This window comes from Pseudomonas guangdongensis, from assembly GCF_900105885.1.
GTDB lineage: Bacteria > Pseudomonadota > Gammaproteobacteria > Pseudomonadales > Pseudomonadaceae > Geopseudomonas > Geopseudomonas guangdongensis.
The window spans coordinates 872,430-889,387 of the sequence record NZ_LT629780.1; the positions used below are offsets into that span (position 1 = coordinate 872,430).

Sequence of the window (16,958 nt, forward strand, 5' to 3'; positions counted from 1 at the left end):
GGGGGACGCGCTCTTTAGACTGGCGCCCTTCACGTTTCTGGAGCAGGTCCGTGCCATCCGTCTTCCCTGAAGATTCCGTCGGCCTGGTCAGCCCCCAGGTATTGCATTTCAAGGAACCCCTGCCGCTCGCCTGTGGTCGCCACCTGGCCGACTACGAGCTGGTCTATGAAACCTACGGCACGCTCAATGCCGAGCGCAGCAATGCCGTGCTGATCTGCCACGCGCTCTCCGGCCACCACCACGCCGCCGGCTACCACAGCGTCGACGACCGCAAGCCGGGCTGGTGGGACAGCTGCATCGGCCCCGGCAAGCCGATCGACACCCGCAAGTTCTTCGTCGTCAGCCTCAACAACCTCGGCGGCTGCAACGGCTCCACCGGCCCCGGCAGCCGCAACCCGGCCACCGGCCGCGCCTATGGCGCCGACTTCCCGGTGCTCACCGTCGAGGACTGGGTGCACAGCCAGGCGCGCCTGGCCGACGCCCTCGGCATCCGCCAGTGGGCGGCGGTGATCGGCGGCAGCCTCGGCGGCATGCAGGCGCTGCAGTGGAGCATCAGCTACCCCGAGCGCATCCGCCACTGCCTGGTGATCGCCTCGGCGCCCAAGCTGTCGGCGCAGAACATCGCCTTCAACGAGGTGGCGCGCCAGGCGATCCTCACCGATCCGGAGTTCCACGGCGGACATTTCCAGGAAAAGGGCGCGATCCCCCGACGCGGCCTGATGCTGGCGCGCATGGTCGGCCACATCACCTACCTGTCCGACGACGGCATGGGCGAGAAATTCGGCCGCGAGCTGAAGACCGACCAGCTCAACTACGACTTCCACAGCGTCGAGTTCCAGGTGGAAAGCTACCTGCGCTACCAGGGCGAGGAGTTCTCCGGGCGCTTCGACGCCAACACCTACCTGCTGATGACCAAGGCGCTGGACTACTTCGACCCGGCCGCCGCCCACGACGGCGATCTGGTGCAGACCCTGGCCCCGGCGCGCGCCGACTTCTGCGTGATCTCCTTCTCCACCGACTGGCGCTTCTCGCCGGCCCGTTCACGGGAGATCGTCGACGCGCTGGTCGAGGCGAAGAAGAACGTCTGCTACCTGGAGATCGAGTCGGCCCATGGCCACGATGCCTTCCTGATTCCCAGCCCGCGCTACATCCAGGGCTTCTCCCGCTACATGAACCGCATCGCCGTATAAGGAAAGCTGCCGACCATGCGTGCCGATCTCGAAATCATCCAGGAGTGGATCCCCGCCGGCAGCCGGGTCCTCGACCTCGGCTGCGGCAGCGGCGAGCTGCTGGCCTGGCTGCGCGAGCACAAGGGCGTCCACGGCTACGGCCTGGAACGCGACCCGGACAAGATCGCCCTGTGCCTGGAGCGCGGGGTCAACGTCATCGAACAGGACCTGGACCTGGGCCTCGACCACTTCGCCGACGACAGCTTCGACGTGGTGGTGATGACCCAGACCCTGCAGGCGGTGCACTACCCAGACCGCCTGCTCAAGGACATGCTGCGGGTCGGCAAGACCTGCATCATCACCTTCCCCAACTTCGGCCACTGGCGCTGCCGCTGGTACCTGCTGCGCCACGGCGAGATGCCGGTGTCGGAGTTCATGCCCTACACCTGGTACAACACGCCGAACATCCACTTCTGCACCTTCCGCGACTTCGAGGCGCTGTGCCGCGAGCTGCGCCTGCGGGTGCTCGACCACCTGGCGGTGGATCGCGACCACCGTCTGCACGCACTGACCCGCCGCTGGCCTAATCTGTTGGGTGAGATCGGCATCTACCGCATCACCCGCTGAACGCGGACCCTTGAAGGAGATTCCCCATGCGCCGTCTGACCCTGTTCCTGCTCTCCCTGTGCCTGGCCCTGCCGGCCGCCGCCGAGCGCCTGCAGCGCTTCGGCGACCTCGAAGTCCACTACAGCGTGTTCAACTCCAGCTTCCTGCAGCCGGACATCGCCACCGCCGCCGGGCTGACCCGCAGCAAGACCCAGGGCGTGCTCAACGTCGCCGTGCTGCGCGACGGCAAGGCCGTGCCGGCCGCCCAGGTCAGCGGCGAGGTGAAGAACCTGCTCGGCCAGACCCAGTCGCTGCGCTTCCGCCGCGTCACCGAGGGCGAGGCCGCCTACCACCTCAGCCAGTTCAAGATGACCGACCGCGAAGTGCTGACCTTCAACCTCAAGGTGCAGGAAGGCGGCGTCAGCCACAGCCTCACCTTCAACCAGGAAGTGTTCCCCGACGAATGAAAGCCCTGACCGAACTGGTGCTGGCCAGCCACAACGCCGGCAAGCTCAAGGAACTCCAGGCCATGCTGGGCGACGCCGTGCGCGTGCGCTCGGTGGCCGAGTTCAGCACTGTCGAGCCGGAAGAAACCGGCCTGTCGTTCGTCGAGAACGCCATCCTCAAGGCCCGCCACGCCGCCCGGATCTCCGGCCTGCCGGCGCTGGCCGACGACTCGGGCCTGGCGGTGGACGCCCTCGGCGGCGCGCCGGGCATCTACTCGGCGCGCTACGCCGGCGGGCTGGGCGATGCCGCCAACAACGCCAAGCTGCTGGAGGCGCTGCGCGACGTGCCGGACGCCGAGCGCGGCGCGCAGTTCGTCTGCGCCCTGGCGCTGGTGCGCCACGCCGACGATCCGTTGCCGATCCTCTGCGAAGGCCTGTGGCACGGGCGCATTCTCTTCGAGGCGCGCGGCGCCGGCGGCTTCGGCTACGACCCGCTGTTCTGGGTGCCGGAGTGCGACTGCGCCAGCGCCGAGCTGCCCGCCGCCGAGAAGAACCGCCTGAGCCACCGCGCCCGCGCCATGGTCCAGCTCAAGCAGCGGCTGGGCCTGGCTTGAGCCGCGCCGCTCCCGCCCCGGCCACGCCGGGGCTGCTGCGCCTGCCGCCGCTGGCGCTGTACGTGCACATCCCCTGGTGCGTGCGCAAGTGCCCGTACTGCGACTTCAACTCCCACGCCGCCGGCCCCGAGCTGCCCGAGGACGCCTACGTCGACGCCCTGCTCGCCGACCTCGATCTCGACCTGCCCGCCGCCCAGGGCCGCGAACTGACCTCGATCTTCTTCGGCGGCGGCACCCCCAGCCTGTTCTCCGCGCGCGCCCTCGACCGCCTGCTGCAGGGAGTGAACCGCCGCCTGGCCTTCGCCGCCGACATCGAGATCACCCTGGAAGCCAACCCCGGCACCTTCGAGCAGGCCAAGTTCCGCGACTACCGCCGCCTCGGCATCAACCGCCTATCGATCGGCGTGCAGAGCTTCCAGACCGAGCAGCTCAAGGCGCTGGGGCGCATCCACGACGGCCTCGAAGCGGTGCACGCCGCCGAGATGGCCCGCGCGGCCGGCTTCGACAACTTCAACCTCGACCTGATGCACGGCCTGCCGGGGCAGGATGTCGAGGGCGCGCTGGCCGACCTGCACCAGGCCATCGCCCTGGAGCCGACGCACCTGTCCTGGTACCAGCTGACCCTGGAGCCGAACACCCTGTTCTGGAGCCAGCCGCCGCAGATTCCCGAGGACGACATCCTCTGGGACATCCAGGAAGCCGGCCAGGCGCTGCTCGCCGCCGAGGGCTTCGTCCAGTACGAAACCTCCGCCTACGCGCGCGACGGCCGCCGCGCGCGGCACAACCTCAACTACTGGAGCTTCGGCGACTTCCTCGGCATCGGCGCCGGCGCCCACGCCAAGCTCAGCGATCCCGACGGGCGCATCCGCCGCACCTGGAAGACCCGCCTGCCCAAGGACTACCTCGACCCGGCCAAGCGCTTCCAGGCCGGCGAGCGGGTGCTGGAGGCGGCCGAGCTGCCCTTCGAGTTCATGATGAACGCCCTGCGTCTTACCGAGGGCGTGCCGGCGGCACTGTTCGAGCAGCGCACCGGCCTGCCGCTGGCCGGCATCGAGGCGGCCTGCGCCGCGGCGCGCGCCGCCGGGCTGCTGGAGCACGACCCGCAGCGCCTGCGCCCCACGCCGCGCGGCCAGCTGTTCCTCAACGACCTGCTGCAGCACTTCCTCGACTAGCCTCGCCACTGCGCCGACAAGGAGTCCGCATGAATACCGTCCTGGAGCTGTTCGTCACCCTGTCGCGCTGGTGCCGCGGGCACCTCGACGAGATCGCCCTGGCCCTGGTCGCCGCGCTGCTGGTGCTGTTCGGGCCGGCCTGCAACGCCTGGCTGCAGCGCCAGGCCGGCAGCCTGCACTTCCTGCTGCGTACCCTGCTGTTCGTCCTGCTCTGCGCCGTTGGCTACGGACTGCTGATCGTGCAGGCCAGCCCCTGGCTGGCCAGGGCCCTGGCACAGCTCAACGACTACGCGCTGGGCCCGGCGCTGCTGCTCGCCTTCGTCGCCGTCGGCGTGCTCGCCGAGCGGCGCTGAGCCTTCCCGGACGCCAACACGACGAAGCCGGGCATCGCCCGGCTTCGTCGTGTTCGGTGGCGTCGTCTCACTCGACGCGCTGGAACTTCAGATCCCACACCCCGTGACCGAGGCGCTCGCCGCGGCGCTCGAACTTGGTCACCGGACGCTCCTGCGGGCGCGGCACGTAGGCGCCGTCCTCGGCCAGGTTGTGGTAGCCGGGCGCGGCGTTCATCACCTCCAGCATGTGCTCGGCGTAGGGCTGCCAGTCGGTGGCCATGTGCAGCACGCCGCCGACCTTGAGCTTCTCGCGCACCAGCTCGGCGAACGCCGGCTGGACGATGCGCCGCTTGTGGTGGCGGGCCTTGTGCCAGGGATCGGGGAAGAACAGCAGCACGCGGTCCAGACTGGCGTCGGCCACACACTGGCGCAGCACTTCCAGCGCATCGCAGCTGTACACGCGGATGTTGGAGAGGTTCTGCGCCAGGGCGCCGGACAGCAGGGCGCCGACGCCCGGCTTGTGCACCTCGACGCCGATGAAGTCCTGCTCGGGAGCGCTCGCCGCCATCTCCAGGGTCGAGTGGCCCATGCCGAAGCCGATCTCGAAGGTGCGCGGCGCTTGGCGGCCGAACACCTGGTCGAAGTCGCGCAGGCCGTCTTCCAGCTGCAGGCCGAACTTCGGCCAGCCCAGGTCGAGGCCGCGCTGCTGGCCGTCGGTCATGCGCCCGGCGCGCATCACGAAGCTCTTGATGGTGCGCATCCGCGGCGCATCGCCGGCGGTCTCCGGCGCTTGTTGGATTTCGTCGGTCATGCTGCTTCCTGAAAGACAGGCGCGCCCTGCCGTCGGGCAGGGCGCGCGGAGGGGGCGGGCGACGCCTGCGCCGCCCGGATGGATCAGCGGATCAGCCCTTCCAGCGGCGAGGAGGCGCTGGCGTAGAGCTTCTTCGGCATGCGCCCGGCAAGATACGCCAGGCGGCCGGCGACGATGGCGTGCTTCATCGCCTCGGCCATCAGCACCGGGTGCCTGGCGTGGGCGATGGCGCTGTTCATCAGCACCGCCTCGCAGCCCAGCTCCATGGCGATGGCGGCGTCGGAGGCGGTGCCCACCCCGGCATCGACCAGCACCGGCACCTTGGCTTCCTCGAGGATGATCCGCAGGTTGTAGGGGTTGCAGATGCCCAGGCCGGTGCCGATCAGGCCGGCCAGCGGCATCACCGCGATGCAGCCGATCTCGGCCAGCTGGCGGGCGACGATGGGGTCGTCGCTGGTGTAGACCATCACGTCGAAACCGTCACGGACCAGCACTTCGGCGGCCTTGAGGGTCTCGATGACGTTGGGGAACAGGGTCTTCTGGTCGGCCAGCACTTCCAGCTTGACCAGGTTGTGGCCGTCGAGCAGCTCGCGGGCCAGGCGGCAGGTGCGCACCGCCTCCTCGGCGTCGTAGCAGCCGGCGGTGTTGGGCAGGATGGTGTACTTGTCCGGGCTGATCACGTCGAGCAGGTTAGGCTCGTCGGGATTCTGGCCGAGGTTGGTGCGGCGCACCGCGACGGTGACGATCTCCGCGCCGGAGGCCTCGATGGCCAGACGGGTCTCGTCGAGGTCCTTGTACTTGCCGGTGCCGACCAGCAGGCGCGAATGGTAGGTACGGCCGGCCAGGACCAGCGGCGTGTCGATCGGGGAAGACGGGCTCATCGGGAGTTCCTCTGCGGGCAGGCTCGGGCGGGAGAAGGTCGGGAACGGCAGCGGCGACTAGCCGCCACCGATGGCATGCACCACTTCGACCCGGTCGCCGTCGCCCAGCAGTGTGGTGGCGTGCTGGCTGCGCGGCACGATGTCGAGGTTGAGTTCGACCGCCACGCGCTTGCCGGCCAGGTCGAGCCGCGCCAGCAGGTCGGCGACGGACAGGCCGTCGGGCAGGTCGAGGGCTTCGCCATTGAGCTGAATGTGCATGGGTATCCGCTCGCAAACTCGGGGAAAGGCGGCATTCTAGCGCCCTTGACCGGGGATCACCAAGGCGCCGGGCGGACGCTTCAGAAGCCGCGCGGCCGCGCCCGCCAGGCGGCCAGCGCCAGGCACAGCCAGCCGAGCATGAAGCACAGCCCGCCCAGCGGGGTGACCATGCCCAGCTTCAGGCTGCTCAGGGTCAGCAGGTAGAGGCTGCCGGAGAATAGCAGGATGCCGGCGACGAACAGGACGCCGGCCGCGCCGAGCAGCCGCGAGCGCCAGTGCAGGGCCAGCGCGCCGACGCCGAGCAGGGCCAGGGCGTGGATCAGCTGGTAGAGCACGCCGGTCTGGAACACGGCCAGGTACTCGGGACTCAGCCGGGCGCGCAGGCCGTGGGCGGCGAAGGCGCCGAGGGCGACGCCGGTGAGGCCGAACAGCGCGGCGAGCAGGACGAAGGGGCGCGACATGGACGGACTCCGGCGCAGGAACGGGCGCCCATGATCGCCGTCGCCGGCCTGGCTGGCAAACCCGCATCTGCCGTTATACTGCCCCTCGACCCGACCACTGCGGTGCCGCATGCCCAAGCTTCGTCGCCTGTCCCGCCTCCTCGCCCGCCTGCTGCTCGGCGCCGTACTGGCCAGCGTGCTCGCCGTCCTGGCGCTGCGCTGGCTGCCGCCGCCGGGCAGCGCGCTGATGGTCGAGCGCCGCATCGAGGCCTGGCTGGCCGGCGAGCCCCTCGACCTGCAGCGCCAGTGGCGGCCGTGGACGGCGCTGGCGGACGACCTGAAGATGGCGGTGATCGCCGCCGAGGACCAGAAGTTCGCCAGCCACCACGGCTTCGACCTCGACGCGATCCGCGCCGCGCTGGCCCACAACGAGCGCGGCGCCGGCCTGCGCGGGGCCAGCACGCTCAGCCAGCAGGTGGCCAAGAACCTGTTCCTATGGTCCGGGCGCAGCTGGACGCGCAAGGCGCTGGAGGCCTGGTTCACCGTGCTGATCGAGGCGCTGTGGCCCAAGCAGCGGATTCTCGAGGTCTACCTGAACAGCGCCGAGTGGGGCCACGGGGTGTTCGGCGCCGAAGCCGCGGCACAGCACCACTTCGCCAAGAGCGCCCGCCACCTGAGCCGCCACGAGGCCAGCCTGCTCGCCGCGGTGCTGCCCAACCCGCGCGCCTGGAGCGCCGGGCGACCCAGCGCCTATGTCAGCCGGCGCGCCAACTGGATCCGCCAGCAGATCGGCCAGCTCGGCGGCAGCCGCTACCTGCAGCGCCTGTAGCGTCAGCGCGGCCGCGCCGCCCGGATCGCGCGCCGGGCACAGCGGAGCGCGCGGGAGCAAGGGGCGTATCCGGCGACGGTCGGCCGAGTCAGGCTTGCCGAGCGACAGGAGCAGATGACATCCCGCAGAAACGCCGAAGCCGCCTGCAGAGAGGCGGCTTCGGCGGTCGCGGGGCGAACCGGCGTCAGGCCAGCAGGTGGCCCTTGAGCTTGTTCATGGCGTTCTTCTCCAGCTGGCGGATGCGCTCGGCGGAAACGTTGTACTTGGCCGCCAGCTCGTGCAGGGTGGCCTTCTCCTCGGCCAGCCAGCGCTGGTAGAGGATGTCGCGGCTGCGCTCGTCGAGGCCGTCCAGCGCGTCGTGCAGGCTGGCGTTGGCGCTGTCGCTCCAGTCGGCTTCCTCCAGCTGGCGGGCCGGATCGTAGCGGTTGTCTTCCAGGTAGTGCGCCGGCGCCTGGAAGGCGGTGTCGTCGTCGGCGTCGCTGGCCGGGTCGAAGGCCATGTCCTGACCGGACAGGCGGCTTTCCATCTCGCGCACTTCGCGCGGCTCGACGCCCAGGCTCGCGGCCACCGCGTGGACTTCGTCGTTGTTCAGCCAGGCCAGGCGCTTCTTCTGGCTGCGCAGGTTGAAGAACAGCTTGCGCTGCGCCTTGGTGGTGGCGACCTTGACGATGCGCCAGTTGCGCAGGATGAACTCGTGGATCTCGGCGCGGATCCAGTGCACCGCGAAGGACACCAGGCGCACCCCCATCTCCGGGTTGAAGCGCTTGACCGCCTTCATCAGGCCGACGTTGCCTTCCTGGATCAGATCGGCCTGGGCCAGGCCGTAGCCGGAATAGCTGCGGGCGATGTGTACCACGAAGCGCAGGTGGGCCAGCACCAGCTGGCGAGCCGCTTCGAGATCCTGCGCGTAGTACAGACGCCCGGCCAGCTCGCGCTCCTGCTCGATCGACAGCAGCGGGATGCTGTTGACCGAATGCACGTAGGCCTCCAGGTTGGCGCCGGGGACCAGGGCATGGACAGGTTGCAGAGACGTGGACATGGACATCCTCCGAGGTTGCCGAATCAGCGCAGGACTATAGCACTGCGCCATTCAGACAGGGAATTGGCGGGAAATGTTCCCGCACGGCGCGCTCTGGCCCTACTGCGGGGCCAGCGCGCGCAGGTGGCGGGCCACCGCCAGCCAGGCGCCGACCCAGCCGAGCAGCAGGGCGCCGGCCAGCAGCGACAGGCCGTCGGCCAGCGGCACGCCGGCCAGGGCGAAGTCGCTGCCGTAGAGGCCGGACAGGCCGACCACCGACTGGTTCAGCCAGCCCAGCCCGACCTCCAGACCGCCCCAGGCGACCAGCCCGGCGCCGCCGCCGTACAGCGCGCCGCTGTAGAGGAACGGCCGGCGCACGTAGCCGTCGGTGCCGCCGACCAGCTTGATCACCTCGATCTCGGCGCGGCGGTTCTCGATGTGCAGGCGGATGGTGTTGCCGATCACCAGCAGCAGGGCCAGCACCAGGGTCACCGCCAGGCCGAACACGAAGCGCTCGCCCAGGTGCAGGATGGCGCCGAGGCGCTCGACCCAGAGCAGGTCGAGCTGCGCCTGCTCGACCCCGGGCAACGCCGCCAGCCGGGCGCGCAGCGCCTCCAGGGCCGGCTTGTCGATCTCCTGCGGGGTGACCAGCACCACCGCCGGCAGCGGATTCTCCGGCAGCTCGCGCAGCGCATCGCCCAGCCCGGAATGCTGCTGCAGGCTCTCCAGCGCCTGCGCCGGGCCGATCCACTCGGCGCTCAGCACCGTATCGAGCGCCGCGATCCGCTCGCGCAGCGCCAGCCCCTCGGCCTCGGGCAGCTCCAGGCGCAGGAACACGGAAATCTGCGCGGCCCGCTGCCAGGAGCCGCCGAGGCGCTCGACGTTGTCGAGCAGCAGCGCCAGTCCCATCGGCAGGGCCAAGGCGATGCCCATCGCCAGGCAGGTGAGAAAGCTGCCGAACGGCTGCGCGGCCAGCCGGCGCAGGCTGTCGGCCAGACTGGCGCGGTGGCTGTCCAGGTAGGCGCGCAGCAGGGCGCCCCAGTCGCTGCCGGGCTCGCGCTCGGGCAGACGCTTCTGCCGCGCCTCGGCGCTGCCCTCGACGCTGCCGCGCGGCAGCCGGGTGGCGCCCATCAGGCCGCCTCCCCGTCGCCGATCAGCCGGCCGCGCTGCAGGGTCAGCAGGCGGTGACGCATGCGCGCGATCAGCGCCAGGTCGTGACTGGCGATCAGCACCGTGGTGCCCAGGCGGTTGATGTCCTCGAACACCCCCATGATCTCCGCGGCCAGGCGCGGGTCGAGGTTGCCGGTGGGCTCGTCGGCGAGCAGCAGGGCCGGCTCGTGGACCACCGCGCGAGCGATGCCGACGCGCTGCTGCTGGCCGCTGGACAGGTCGGCGGGCAGGGCCTCGCCCAGGTCCTTGAGCGACACCCGCTGCAGCGCCTCGCCGACCCGCCGCGCGATCTCGCCGCGCGGCAGGCCGAGGATGCGCAGCGGCAGGGCGACGTTGTCGAACACGCTGCGGTCGAACAGCAGCTGGTGGTTCTGGAACACCACGCCGATCTGCCGGCGCAGGTAGGGAATCTCGGCGTTGCGGATCGCGCCGATGTCCTGCCCGGCGAGCAGCAACCGACCGCTGGTCGGTCGCTCCAGGGCCAGCAGCAGGCGCAGCAGGGTGCTCTTGCCGGCGCCGGAGTGCCCGGTGACGAACAGAAACTCGCCGCGCCGGGCATGGAAACTCAGCTCGTGCAGGCCGACATGGCCGTTGGGGTAGCGTTTGCCCACCTGCTCGAAACGGATCATCCGCGCTCCTGCTCCGCGAACAGCGCCTTGACGAAGGCCTCGGCCTCGAACGGGCGCAGGTCGTCGATGCCCTCGCCGACGCCGATGTAGCGGATCGGCAGCGGCAGCTGCTTGGCCAGGGCGAAGATCACCCCGCCCTTGGCGGTGCCATCCAGCTTGGTCAGCGCCAGGCCGCTGAGGTTGACCGCCTGGTGGAACAGCCGCGCCTGGCTGAGGGCGTTCTGCCCGGTGCCGGCGTCCAGCACCAGCAGGGTCTCGTGGGGGGCCGACTCGTCCAGCTTGCCGATCACCCGGCGCACCTTCTTCAGCTCCTCCATCAGGTTGTCCTTGGTGTGCAGGCGCCCGGCGGTGTCGGCGATCAGCACGTCGATGCCGCGCGCCTTGGCGGCCTGCACGGCGTCGAAGATCACCGAGGCGGAGTCGGCGCCGGTGTGCTGGGCGATCACCGGAATCTTGTTGCGCTCGCCCCACACCTGCAGCTGCTCGACGGCGGCGGCGCGGAAGGTGTCGCCGGCGGCGAGCATGACCTTCTTGCCCTCGTCCTGCAGCTTCTTGGCCAGCTTGCCGATGGTGGTGGTCTTGCCGGCGCCGTTCACGCCGACCACCAGGATCACGTAGGGCTGGCGGGATTCGACGCGCAGCGGCTGCTCGACCGGACGCAGGATCGCGGTGAGTTCCTCCTGCAGGGCCTTGTACAGCGCGTCGCTGTCGGCCAGCTCCTTGCGCGACACCCGTTTGGTGAGGTTCTGCATGATCGCGGTGGTCGCCTCGACGCCGACGTCGGCGGTCAGCAGGCGGGTTTCCAGCTCGTCGAGCAGGTCGTCGTCGATGGCCTTCTTGCCGAGGAACAGGCTGGCCATGCCCTCGCCGATGCTCGCGCTGGTCTTCGCCAGGCCCTGCTTGAGGCGGGCGAAGAAGCCCAGCTTGGCGGGCTTGTCCTCGACCGGCGCGGGCTCGGCAACCGCGAGCGCGGCGACGGGGGCCGGCTCGGGCTCGGGGATGGGCTCGGGAAGGACTTCGGCCGGCGGCGGCTCGACGACCGGCGCCGCGGCGAGCGGCTCGGACGGTGCGACGGGCAGCGGGATGTCGATGGCGGCGGGCGCAGCGACGACCTCCTCGCGGGCAGCGCTCGGTGCCTGCGGAGCGACTTCGGGTTCGAAGGCGGGGGGTTCGACGGCGGGGGGCTCGACCGGAGCGGCGGCCGGCGCTTCCACCGGCGCTGCGCTCGGCAGCGGCGCCGCCGCGGGCTCGACGGCCTCGGGCTGCGCCTTCTTGCGGAACCAGCCGAACAGGCCTTTCTTCTCTCCGCTGTCGGAGCTTTTCTTATCGTCTTTGGAACCAAACATGTGCGGCTTGCATCTCGAATGGGCGGCGCGCACCGGCGTGGCCGCCAGGAAAATGGTTGGGTATCCTAGCACCCCATGCCCGCCGGCGCTAAGCCGGCCCGCTCCGACAGGTCGACCGCCATGACAGCCTTCACACGCCGCTTCAGCGCGGCGCTGCTTATTGCCCTGGGCCTGCCGCTGGCCGCCCAGGCCGCCGCGCCGCAAGCGACCCACGAGTTCACACTGGACAACGGCCTCAAGGTCATCGTCCGCGAGGATCACCGCGCCCCGGTGGTGGTCTCCCAGCTCTGGTACAAGGTCGGCTCCAGCTACGAGAGCGCCGGCTTCACCGGCCTGTCCCACGCCCTGGAACACATGATGTTCAAGGGCAGCGGCAAGCTCGGCCCGGGCGAGTCGTCGCGCATCCTGCGCGAGCTGGGCGCCGAGGAGAACGCCTTCACCAGCGCCGACTACACCGCCTACTACCAGGTGCTGGCCCGCGACCGCCTGGAAATCGCCCTGGAGATGGAGGCCGACCGCCTGGCCAGCCTGGCGTTGCCGGCCGACGAGTTCGCCCGCGAGATCGAGGTGATCAAAGAGGAGCGCCGCCTGCGGGTCGAGGACAACCCCTCGTCGCTGGCCTACGAGCGCTTCAAGACCGCCGCCTACCCGGCCAGCGGCTACCGCAACCCGACCATCGGCTGGATGCGCGACCTGCAGCGCATGGACATCGACGACCTGCGCCGCTGGCACGACGCCTGGTACAGCCCCAACAACGCCACCCTGGTGGTGGTCGGCGACGTCGCCCGCGACGAGGTGAAGGCCCTCGCCGAGCGCCACTTCGCCGCCATCCCGAGCCGCCCGCTGCCGACCGCCAAGGCGCCGCTGGAAGTGGAGAGCCTCGGCGAGCGGCGCCTGAGCCTGCAGGTGCGCACCCAGCTGCCCAGCCTGCTGATGGGCTTCAACGTGCCGGGCCTGAGCAGCGCCGACAATCCCCGCGAGGTCCACGCCCTGCGCCTGATCGCCGCGCTGCTCGACGGCGGCTACAGCGCCCGCCTGCCCAGCCGCCTGGAGCGCGAGCAGGAGCTGGTCGCCGGCGCCTCGGCCTGGTACGACCCCTTCACCCGCGGCGACAGCCTGTTCGTGCTCTCGGCGACGCCCAACGTACAGAAGGGCAAGACCCTGGAGCAGGTCGAGGCCGGCCTGTGGGCCGAGCTGGAAGCCCTCAAGGCCAGCCCGCCGAGCACCGAGGAACTGGCCCGCGTGCAGGCCCAGGTGATCGCCGGGCTGGTCTACGAACGCGACTCCATCGCCCAGCAGGCCACCAGCATCGGCCAGCTGGAAACCGTCGGCCTGTCCTGGCGACTGCTCGACGAAGACCTCGCCGCCCTGCGCGCGGTCAGCGCCGCCGACATCCAGGCCGCCGCGCGCCGCCTGTTCCAGCGCGAGCGCCTGACCCTGGCGCAGGTGCTGCCCAAGGAGACCCCGCAATGAACAAGCGCCACCTGTGGCTGGTCGTGGTCCTGGCCGCGCTGCTCGGCCTGTTGCTGCTGATCGCCCGTCCGGCCGCCGAGACCCCGGCCGGCGCCGGCAGCGCTCCGCCTGCGGCCGAAGCGCCGCGCATCGCCTCGCTGGCCGCCCTGGACAGCCAGGCGCCGCCGCGCCGGGCGCTGGACATCCAGCGCTGGCAGACCGCCGAAGGCGCCCGCGTGCTGTTCGTCGAGGCCCGCGAACTGCCGATGTTCGACCTGCGCCTGACCTTCGCCGCCGGCAGCAGCCAGGACGCCGGCCAGGCCGGCCTCGCGCTGCTCACCAACGCCATGCTCAACGAGGGCGTCGACGGCCTGGACGCCAGCGCCATCGCCGCCGGCTTCGAGGGCCTCGGCGCGCGCTTCGGCAACGGCGCCTACCGCGACATGGCGGTCGCCTCGCTGCGCAGCCTGTCGGCCGCCGAGCAGCGGACGCCGGCGCTGGCGCTGTTCGCCCGGGTGGTCGGCGCGCCGAGCTTCCCGGCCGACGCCCTGGCGCGGGTCCAGAACCAGATCCTCGCCGGCCTCGAACAGCAGAAGCAGAACCCCGGCAAGCTGGCCAGCCGGGCGCTGTTCCGCCAGCTCTACGGCGAGCACCCCTACGCCTCGCCCAGCGACGGCACCGAGCGCAGCATTCCGACCCTGCAGCAGGCGCAGCTGCGCGCCTTCCACGCCCGCGCCTACGCCGCCGGCAACGCGGTGATCGCCCTGGTCGGCGACCTCTCGCGCGGCGAGGCCGAGGCCATCGCCGCGCAGCTCTCCGCCGCGCTGCCCCGCGGCCCGGCGCTGCCGCCGCCGCCCGCGCCAGAGGCGCCGGCCGCGCAGCGCGAGCACATCGAGTTCCCCTCCCAGCAGACCCACCTGATGCTCGCCCAGCTCGGCATCGAGCGCCGCGACCCGGACTACGCCGCGCTCTACGTCGGCAACCAGATCCTCGGCGGCGGCGGCTTCGGCACCCGGCTGATGGAGGAAGTGCGCGAGAAGCGCGGCCTGACCTACGGCATCTACTCGGCCTTCACCCCCATGCAGGTCGCCGGGCCGTTCATGATCAACGTGCAGACCCGCGCCGAACTGGGCGAGGCGACCCTCGAACTGGTACGCCAGCTGGTGCGCGAGTTCGTCGCCAGCGGGCCGAGCGAGGCGGAACTGGCCCGGGCCAAGCGCGAACTGGCCGGCAGCTTCCCGCTGTCCACCGCCAGCAACGCCGACATCGTCGCCCAGCTCGGCGCCATCGGCTTCTACGACCTGCCCAGCACCGCGCTGGAAGACTTCATGAACCAGGTGCAGCAGCTCGACGTCGCCCAGGTGCGCGCGGCCATGGCCCGCCACCTCAGGGACGACGCCTTCGTGGTGGTCAGCGCCGGCCCGACGGTCGACCAGCAGCCGCTGCCGCCGCCCCTGGAACGCCCCGCCGCGCAACCTGCCGGCATACCGGAGCACTGATGGCCAGATCCCCCGCACGACCCGCCCGCCCCGCCGCCCGCCTGGGCCAGCTGCGCATCATCGGCGGCCAGTGGCGCTCGCGGCGCCTGAACTTCCCCGAGGCGCCGGGCCTGCGCCCGACCCCGGACCGGGTGCGCGAGACGCTGTTCAACTGGCTGGCGCCCTACGTCGAAGGCGCCCGGGTGCTCGACCCCTTCGCCGGCAGCGGCGCGCTGCTGCTCGAAGCGCTGTCGCGCGGCGCCGCCGGCACCCTGGCCGTGGAGTTCGACCCCGCCGCCGCCGCCGCGCTGCGCGACAACCTCGCCCTGCTGCGCGCCGAGGGCGCCGAGGTGCGCCAGGGCGACGCCCTGCAGCGCCTGCAGCAGGACGCCGCGACGCCCTTCGACCTGGCGTTCCTCGACCCGCCGTTCCACAAGGAACTGCTCGCCCCGGCCTGCGCCCTGCTGGAGAGCCGCGGCTGGCTGGCGGCGGACGCCTGGATCTACACCGAGAGCGAAAGCGCGCCCTCGACCCTCGGCCTGCCGGGCAACTGGCGCCTGCACCGCGAAAAGCACACCGGCCAGGTCCACTACGCCCTCTGGCAGCGCCAGCGGCCCTGACATGACAGACGGATAGGGCGGCGCGTATGCTCCGGCGGTCTTTTGCCATCATGCATGGCGACCGTCACAGGATGTCCACATGCCGCCAGCTTCCCCCGCCCCCGACACCAGTTCAGCCTTCTGCACCCACCGCTGCCAGTGGGTGTTCAGCGGCCTGCTCCTGCTGCTCGGCCTGGGCCTGACCGTGCTGATCGCCACACGCCTGCAGGACCACGACCAGCTGCTGGCGCGCACTCAGTTCGAGCACCTGGCGCAAGCGCGCCTCGTCCGCCTGCACGAGCGCCTCGACGAGCGCGTGCGCGACCTGGAGTCGGTGCGCTACTTCATGGAAGCCTCGCAGGATGTCGACCTGCACGAATTCCGCCACTTCACCGCACCCCTGCTGCGCGACAACCTGGCGCTGGTCTGGGCGCCGCACCTGGACCTCTCCGGCAGCGACGCTGGCCAGCGCATGGAGCGCTTCAGCGCCCAGGCGCGGGTCCAGGTCGGCAGCACTTTCCGGCTGATCGAGGTGGACCCGCTCGGCAATCTCAAGCCGCTGCAGCCACGGGGCATGCACTATCCGCTGCTGTTCGTGCAGAACAGCAAGCTGGCCAATCTGCCGCTCGGGCTGGACCTGGCGTCCCCCGGCCCGCGCCGCGAGGCCATGCTGCGCGCCCTGGCCAGCGACCAGACGCGGATCAGCCGCAGCGTGCGGCTGGTCGGCCCGGCCCCCGAGGACAGCCAGGGACTGATCCTGATCACCCCGGTACGTCCGCTACACAAGCGTCATGCCCACACGGCGGATACCCCGCCCGAGGGCATGCTGGCCAACGGCATGAGCCTGCGCCAGTGGCTGGAGGACAGCCTCGGCACACCGCTGCGCACGCAACTGGCCCTGGAGCTGTACGACCTGACCGAGGGGCATGGCAGCGACGCGCCGATCTACCGCAGCGGCCAGGCGGCCGACAGTCCGCTGCACTGGCAGGGCCGCTTCTCGGTCGGCGGCAATACCTATCGCCTCGACGTGCGCCCCACGCCCGAGCTGCTGGGCAACCTGCCGCAAGACTCGCCCTGGCTGGCCCTGCTGACCGGCACCCTGCTCAGCCTGCTGCTCGCCATCCTGCTGTGGGTGCTGCTCAGCCAGCGCCGTCGCGCCCTCGCCCTGGTCGCCGAGCGCACCGCCGAATTGCGCGCCCTGAGCATCACCGACCCGCTGACCGGCATCCACAACCGCCGCTACTTCCTCGAACGCTTCGAGGCCGAACTGGCGCGCAGCCAGCGCGAGCAGCGCCCGCTGGCGCTGGTCATGCTCGACATCGACCATTTCAAGCGGATCAACGACGGCTTCGGCCACGACGTCGGCGATCTGGTGCTGCAGGAGCTGTGCCGGCGCATCGCCTCGCGCCTGCGCCGCGGCGACGAGTTCTGCCGGCTCGGCGGCGAGGAGTTCGTGGTGCTGTGTCCGGCGACCGATGCCGAACAGGCCGCGCAGCTGGCCGAGGCGCTGCGCGAGCAGGTGCGCAGCCAGCCCTTCCCGCAGGCCGGCGCGGTCACCGTCAGCCTGGGTGTGGCGGCCTGCGCGGGGGGCGGCGACGGCGCCACCCTGCTGCAACGCGCCGACCGCGCGCTGTACCGGGCCAAGGCCGGCGGCCGCGACCGCGCCTGCCTGGAGGCGCCGCCGGCGCCCTGAGCGCGGCGCTTGGAG

The 16,958-nt window shown here is 71.1% G+C and carries 19 protein-coding genes; 11 read left to right on the forward strand and 8 right to left on the reverse strand.

Translation table 11 applies throughout. From position 1 onward, the window contains the following. Positions 1-50 precede the first annotated feature (50 nt). The 6 genes from metX to BLU22_RS04200 are packed head-to-tail and all read left to right on the forward strand — an operon-like array spanning position 51 to position 4,360. The gene (metX, locus tag BLU22_RS04175; RefSeq protein WP_090212355.1) at positions 51-1,190 is read left to right on the forward strand and encodes a homoserine O-succinyltransferase MetX; all 1,140 of its coding nucleotides are present in this window, start codon (positions 51-53) and stop codon (positions 1,188-1,190) included. 15 nt (positions 1,191-1,205) lie between these two features. Continuing rightward, positions 1,206-1,796, forward strand: coding sequence for a methionine biosynthesis protein MetW (gene metW, locus BLU22_RS04180; protein ID WP_090212356.1), 591 nt, complete (start codon positions 1,206-1,208; stop codon positions 1,794-1,796). A gap of 26 nt (positions 1,797-1,822) precedes the next feature. Then, positions 1,823-2,242, forward strand: coding sequence for a DUF4426 domain-containing protein (locus BLU22_RS04185; RefSeq protein WP_090212359.1), 420 nt, complete (start codon positions 1,823-1,825; stop codon positions 2,240-2,242). Further along, positions 2,239-2,835: an RdgB/HAM1 family non-canonical purine NTP pyrophosphatase gene (gene rdgB, locus BLU22_RS04190; RefSeq protein ID WP_090212360.1), complete on the forward strand. Its 597-nt coding sequence runs from the start codon at positions 2,239-2,241 to the stop codon at positions 2,833-2,835. The genes BLU22_RS04185 and rdgB overlap by 4 nt, the downstream gene beginning before the upstream one ends. Then, positions 2,832-4,007, forward strand: a complete 1,176-nt coding sequence (gene hemW, locus BLU22_RS04195) for a radical SAM family heme chaperone HemW (protein ID WP_090212362.1) — start codon at positions 2,832-2,834, stop codon at positions 4,005-4,007. The genes rdgB and hemW overlap by 4 nt, the downstream gene beginning before the upstream one ends. A 29-nt stretch (positions 4,008-4,036) precedes the next feature. Continuing rightward, complete coding sequence (locus BLU22_RS04200) at positions 4,037-4,360, forward strand: DUF3392 family protein (RefSeq protein WP_090212363.1); 324 nt, start codon at positions 4,037-4,039, stop codon at positions 4,358-4,360. A gap of 67 nt (positions 4,361-4,427) precedes the next feature. Here the strand turns inward: BLU22_RS04200 and trmB are convergent, their stop codons facing one another. From trmB to BLU22_RS04215, 4 genes are all read right to left on the reverse strand, one after another. Continuing rightward, positions 4,428-5,150: a tRNA (guanosine(46)-N7)-methyltransferase TrmB gene (gene trmB, locus BLU22_RS04205; protein WP_090212365.1), complete on the reverse strand. Its 723-nt coding sequence runs from the start codon at positions 5,148-5,150 to the stop codon at positions 4,428-4,430. A gap of 83 nt (positions 5,151-5,233) precedes the next feature. Beyond that, a complete protein-coding gene (locus tag BLU22_RS04210; RefSeq protein WP_197676770.1) occupies positions 5,234-6,031 on the reverse strand; it encodes a thiazole synthase in 798 nt (265 codons plus the stop codon). A gap of 57 nt (positions 6,032-6,088) precedes the next feature. Continuing rightward, the gene (gene thiS, locus BLU22_RS15140; RefSeq protein WP_197676771.1) at positions 6,089-6,289 is read right to left on the reverse strand and encodes a sulfur carrier protein ThiS; all 201 of its coding nucleotides are present in this window, start codon (positions 6,287-6,289) and stop codon (positions 6,089-6,091) included. An 80-nt stretch (positions 6,290-6,369) separates the two neighbouring features. Continuing rightward, entirely contained in the window at positions 6,370-6,750 is a 381-nt protein-coding gene (locus BLU22_RS04215) for a DUF423 domain-containing protein (RefSeq protein WP_090212366.1), read from the reverse strand. Between the two features lie 109 nt (positions 6,751-6,859). On the opposite strand from BLU22_RS04215, the gene mtgA reads away from it, so the two are divergent. Then, positions 6,860-7,558: a monofunctional biosynthetic peptidoglycan transglycosylase gene (gene mtgA / locus BLU22_RS04220; RefSeq protein WP_090212368.1), complete on the forward strand. Its 699-nt coding sequence runs from the start codon at positions 6,860-6,862 to the stop codon at positions 7,556-7,558. A 184-nt stretch (positions 7,559-7,742) separates the two neighbouring features. On the opposite strand, the gene rpoH is transcribed toward mtgA, so the two are convergent. From rpoH to ftsY, 4 genes are all read right to left on the reverse strand, one after another. Continuing rightward, positions 7,743-8,597, reverse strand: a complete 855-nt coding sequence (gene rpoH, locus BLU22_RS04225; protein WP_090212369.1) for an RNA polymerase sigma factor RpoH — start codon at positions 8,595-8,597, stop codon at positions 7,743-7,745. Positions 8,598-8,696: 99 nt separating this feature from the next. Beyond that, the gene (gene ftsX / locus BLU22_RS04230) at positions 8,697-9,707 is read right to left on the reverse strand and encodes a permease-like cell division protein FtsX (protein WP_090212371.1); all 1,011 of its coding nucleotides are present in this window, start codon (positions 9,705-9,707) and stop codon (positions 8,697-8,699) included. Then, positions 9,707-10,375: a cell division ATP-binding protein FtsE gene (gene ftsE, locus BLU22_RS04235; protein WP_090212372.1), complete on the reverse strand. Its 669-nt coding sequence runs from the start codon at positions 10,373-10,375 to the stop codon at positions 9,707-9,709. The genes ftsX and ftsE overlap by 1 nt, the downstream gene beginning before the upstream one ends. Continuing rightward, positions 10,372-11,721: a signal recognition particle-docking protein FtsY gene (gene ftsY, locus BLU22_RS04240; protein WP_090212373.1), complete on the reverse strand. Its 1,350-nt coding sequence runs from the start codon at positions 11,719-11,721 to the stop codon at positions 10,372-10,374. The genes ftsE and ftsY overlap by 4 nt, the downstream gene beginning before the upstream one ends. A 120-nt stretch (positions 11,722-11,841) precedes the next feature. On the opposite strand from ftsY, the gene BLU22_RS04245 reads away from it, so the two are divergent. The 4 genes from BLU22_RS04245 (at position 11,842) to BLU22_RS15230 (ending at position 16,943) form a co-directional block, all read left to right on the forward strand. Beyond that, positions 11,842-13,194 (forward strand): M16 family metallopeptidase, encoded by a 1,353-nt coding sequence (locus BLU22_RS04245; RefSeq protein WP_090216255.1) that lies wholly within the window; start codon positions 11,842-11,844, stop codon positions 13,192-13,194. Continuing rightward, positions 13,191-14,672 (forward strand): M16 family metallopeptidase, encoded by a 1,482-nt coding sequence (locus tag BLU22_RS04250; protein WP_090212375.1) that lies wholly within the window; start codon positions 13,191-13,193, stop codon positions 14,670-14,672. Before BLU22_RS04245 ends, BLU22_RS04250 begins: the two co-directional genes overlap by 4 nt. Next, entirely contained in the window at positions 14,672-15,271 is a 600-nt protein-coding gene (rsmD, locus tag BLU22_RS04255) for a 16S rRNA (guanine(966)-N(2))-methyltransferase RsmD (RefSeq protein ID WP_090212377.1), read from the forward strand. The genes BLU22_RS04250 and rsmD overlap by 1 nt, the downstream gene beginning before the upstream one ends. 79 nt (positions 15,272-15,350) lie before the next feature. After that, positions 15,351-16,943: a GGDEF domain-containing protein gene (locus tag BLU22_RS15230; protein WP_090212379.1), complete on the forward strand. Its 1,593-nt coding sequence runs from the start codon at positions 15,351-15,353 to the stop codon at positions 16,941-16,943. Positions 16,944-16,958 lie beyond the last annotated feature (15 nt).

Coding starts and splice junctions, on each gene's coding strand:
- thiS (WP_197676771.1), bottom strand. CDS start 6,289: ATGCACATTCAGCTCAATGGCGAAGCCCTCGACCTGCCCGACGGCCTG.
- rpoH (WP_090212369.1), bottom strand. CDS start 8,597: ATGTCCACGTCTCTGCAACCTGTCCATGCCCTGGTCCCCGGCGCCAAC.
- BLU22_RS04215 (WP_090212366.1), bottom strand. CDS start 6,750: ATGTCGCGCCCCTTCGTCCTGCTCGCCGCGCTGTTCGGCCTCACCGGC.
- BLU22_RS04245 (WP_090216255.1), top strand. CDS start 11,842: ATGACAGCCTTCACACGCCGCTTCAGCGCGGCGCTGCTTATTGCCCTG.
- rsmD (WP_090212377.1), top strand. CDS start 14,672: ATGGCCAGATCCCCCGCACGACCCGCCCGCCCCGCCGCCCGCCTGGGC.
- rdgB (WP_090212360.1), top strand. CDS start 2,239: ATGAAAGCCCTGACCGAACTGGTGCTGGCCAGCCACAACGCCGGCAAG.
- metW (WP_090212356.1), top strand. CDS start 1,206: ATGCGTGCCGATCTCGAAATCATCCAGGAGTGGATCCCCGCCGGCAGC.
- BLU22_RS04200 (WP_090212363.1), top strand. CDS start 4,037: ATGAATACCGTCCTGGAGCTGTTCGTCACCCTGTCGCGCTGGTGCCGC.
- ftsY (WP_090212373.1), bottom strand. CDS start 11,721: ATGTTTGGTTCCAAAGACGATAAGAAAAGCTCCGACAGCGGAGAGAAG.
- ftsE (WP_090212372.1), bottom strand. CDS start 10,375: ATGATCCGTTTCGAGCAGGTGGGCAAACGCTACCCCAACGGCCATGTC.
- mtgA (WP_090212368.1), top strand. CDS start 6,860: ATGCCCAAGCTTCGTCGCCTGTCCCGCCTCCTCGCCCGCCTGCTGCTC.
- ftsX (WP_090212371.1), bottom strand. CDS start 9,707: ATGGGCGCCACCCGGCTGCCGCGCGGCAGCGTCGAGGGCAGCGCCGAG.
- trmB (WP_090212365.1), bottom strand. CDS start 5,150: ATGACCGACGAAATCCAACAAGCGCCGGAGACCGCCGGCGATGCGCCG.
- BLU22_RS04250 (WP_090212375.1), top strand. CDS start 13,191: ATGAACAAGCGCCACCTGTGGCTGGTCGTGGTCCTGGCCGCGCTGCTC.
- BLU22_RS04185 (WP_090212359.1), top strand. CDS start 1,823: ATGCGCCGTCTGACCCTGTTCCTGCTCTCCCTGTGCCTGGCCCTGCCG.
- BLU22_RS15230 (WP_090212379.1), top strand. CDS start 15,351: ATGCCGCCAGCTTCCCCCGCCCCCGACACCAGTTCAGCCTTCTGCACC.
- BLU22_RS04210 (WP_197676770.1), bottom strand. CDS start 6,031: ATGAGCCCGTCTTCCCCGATCGACACGCCGCTGGTCCTGGCCGGCCGT.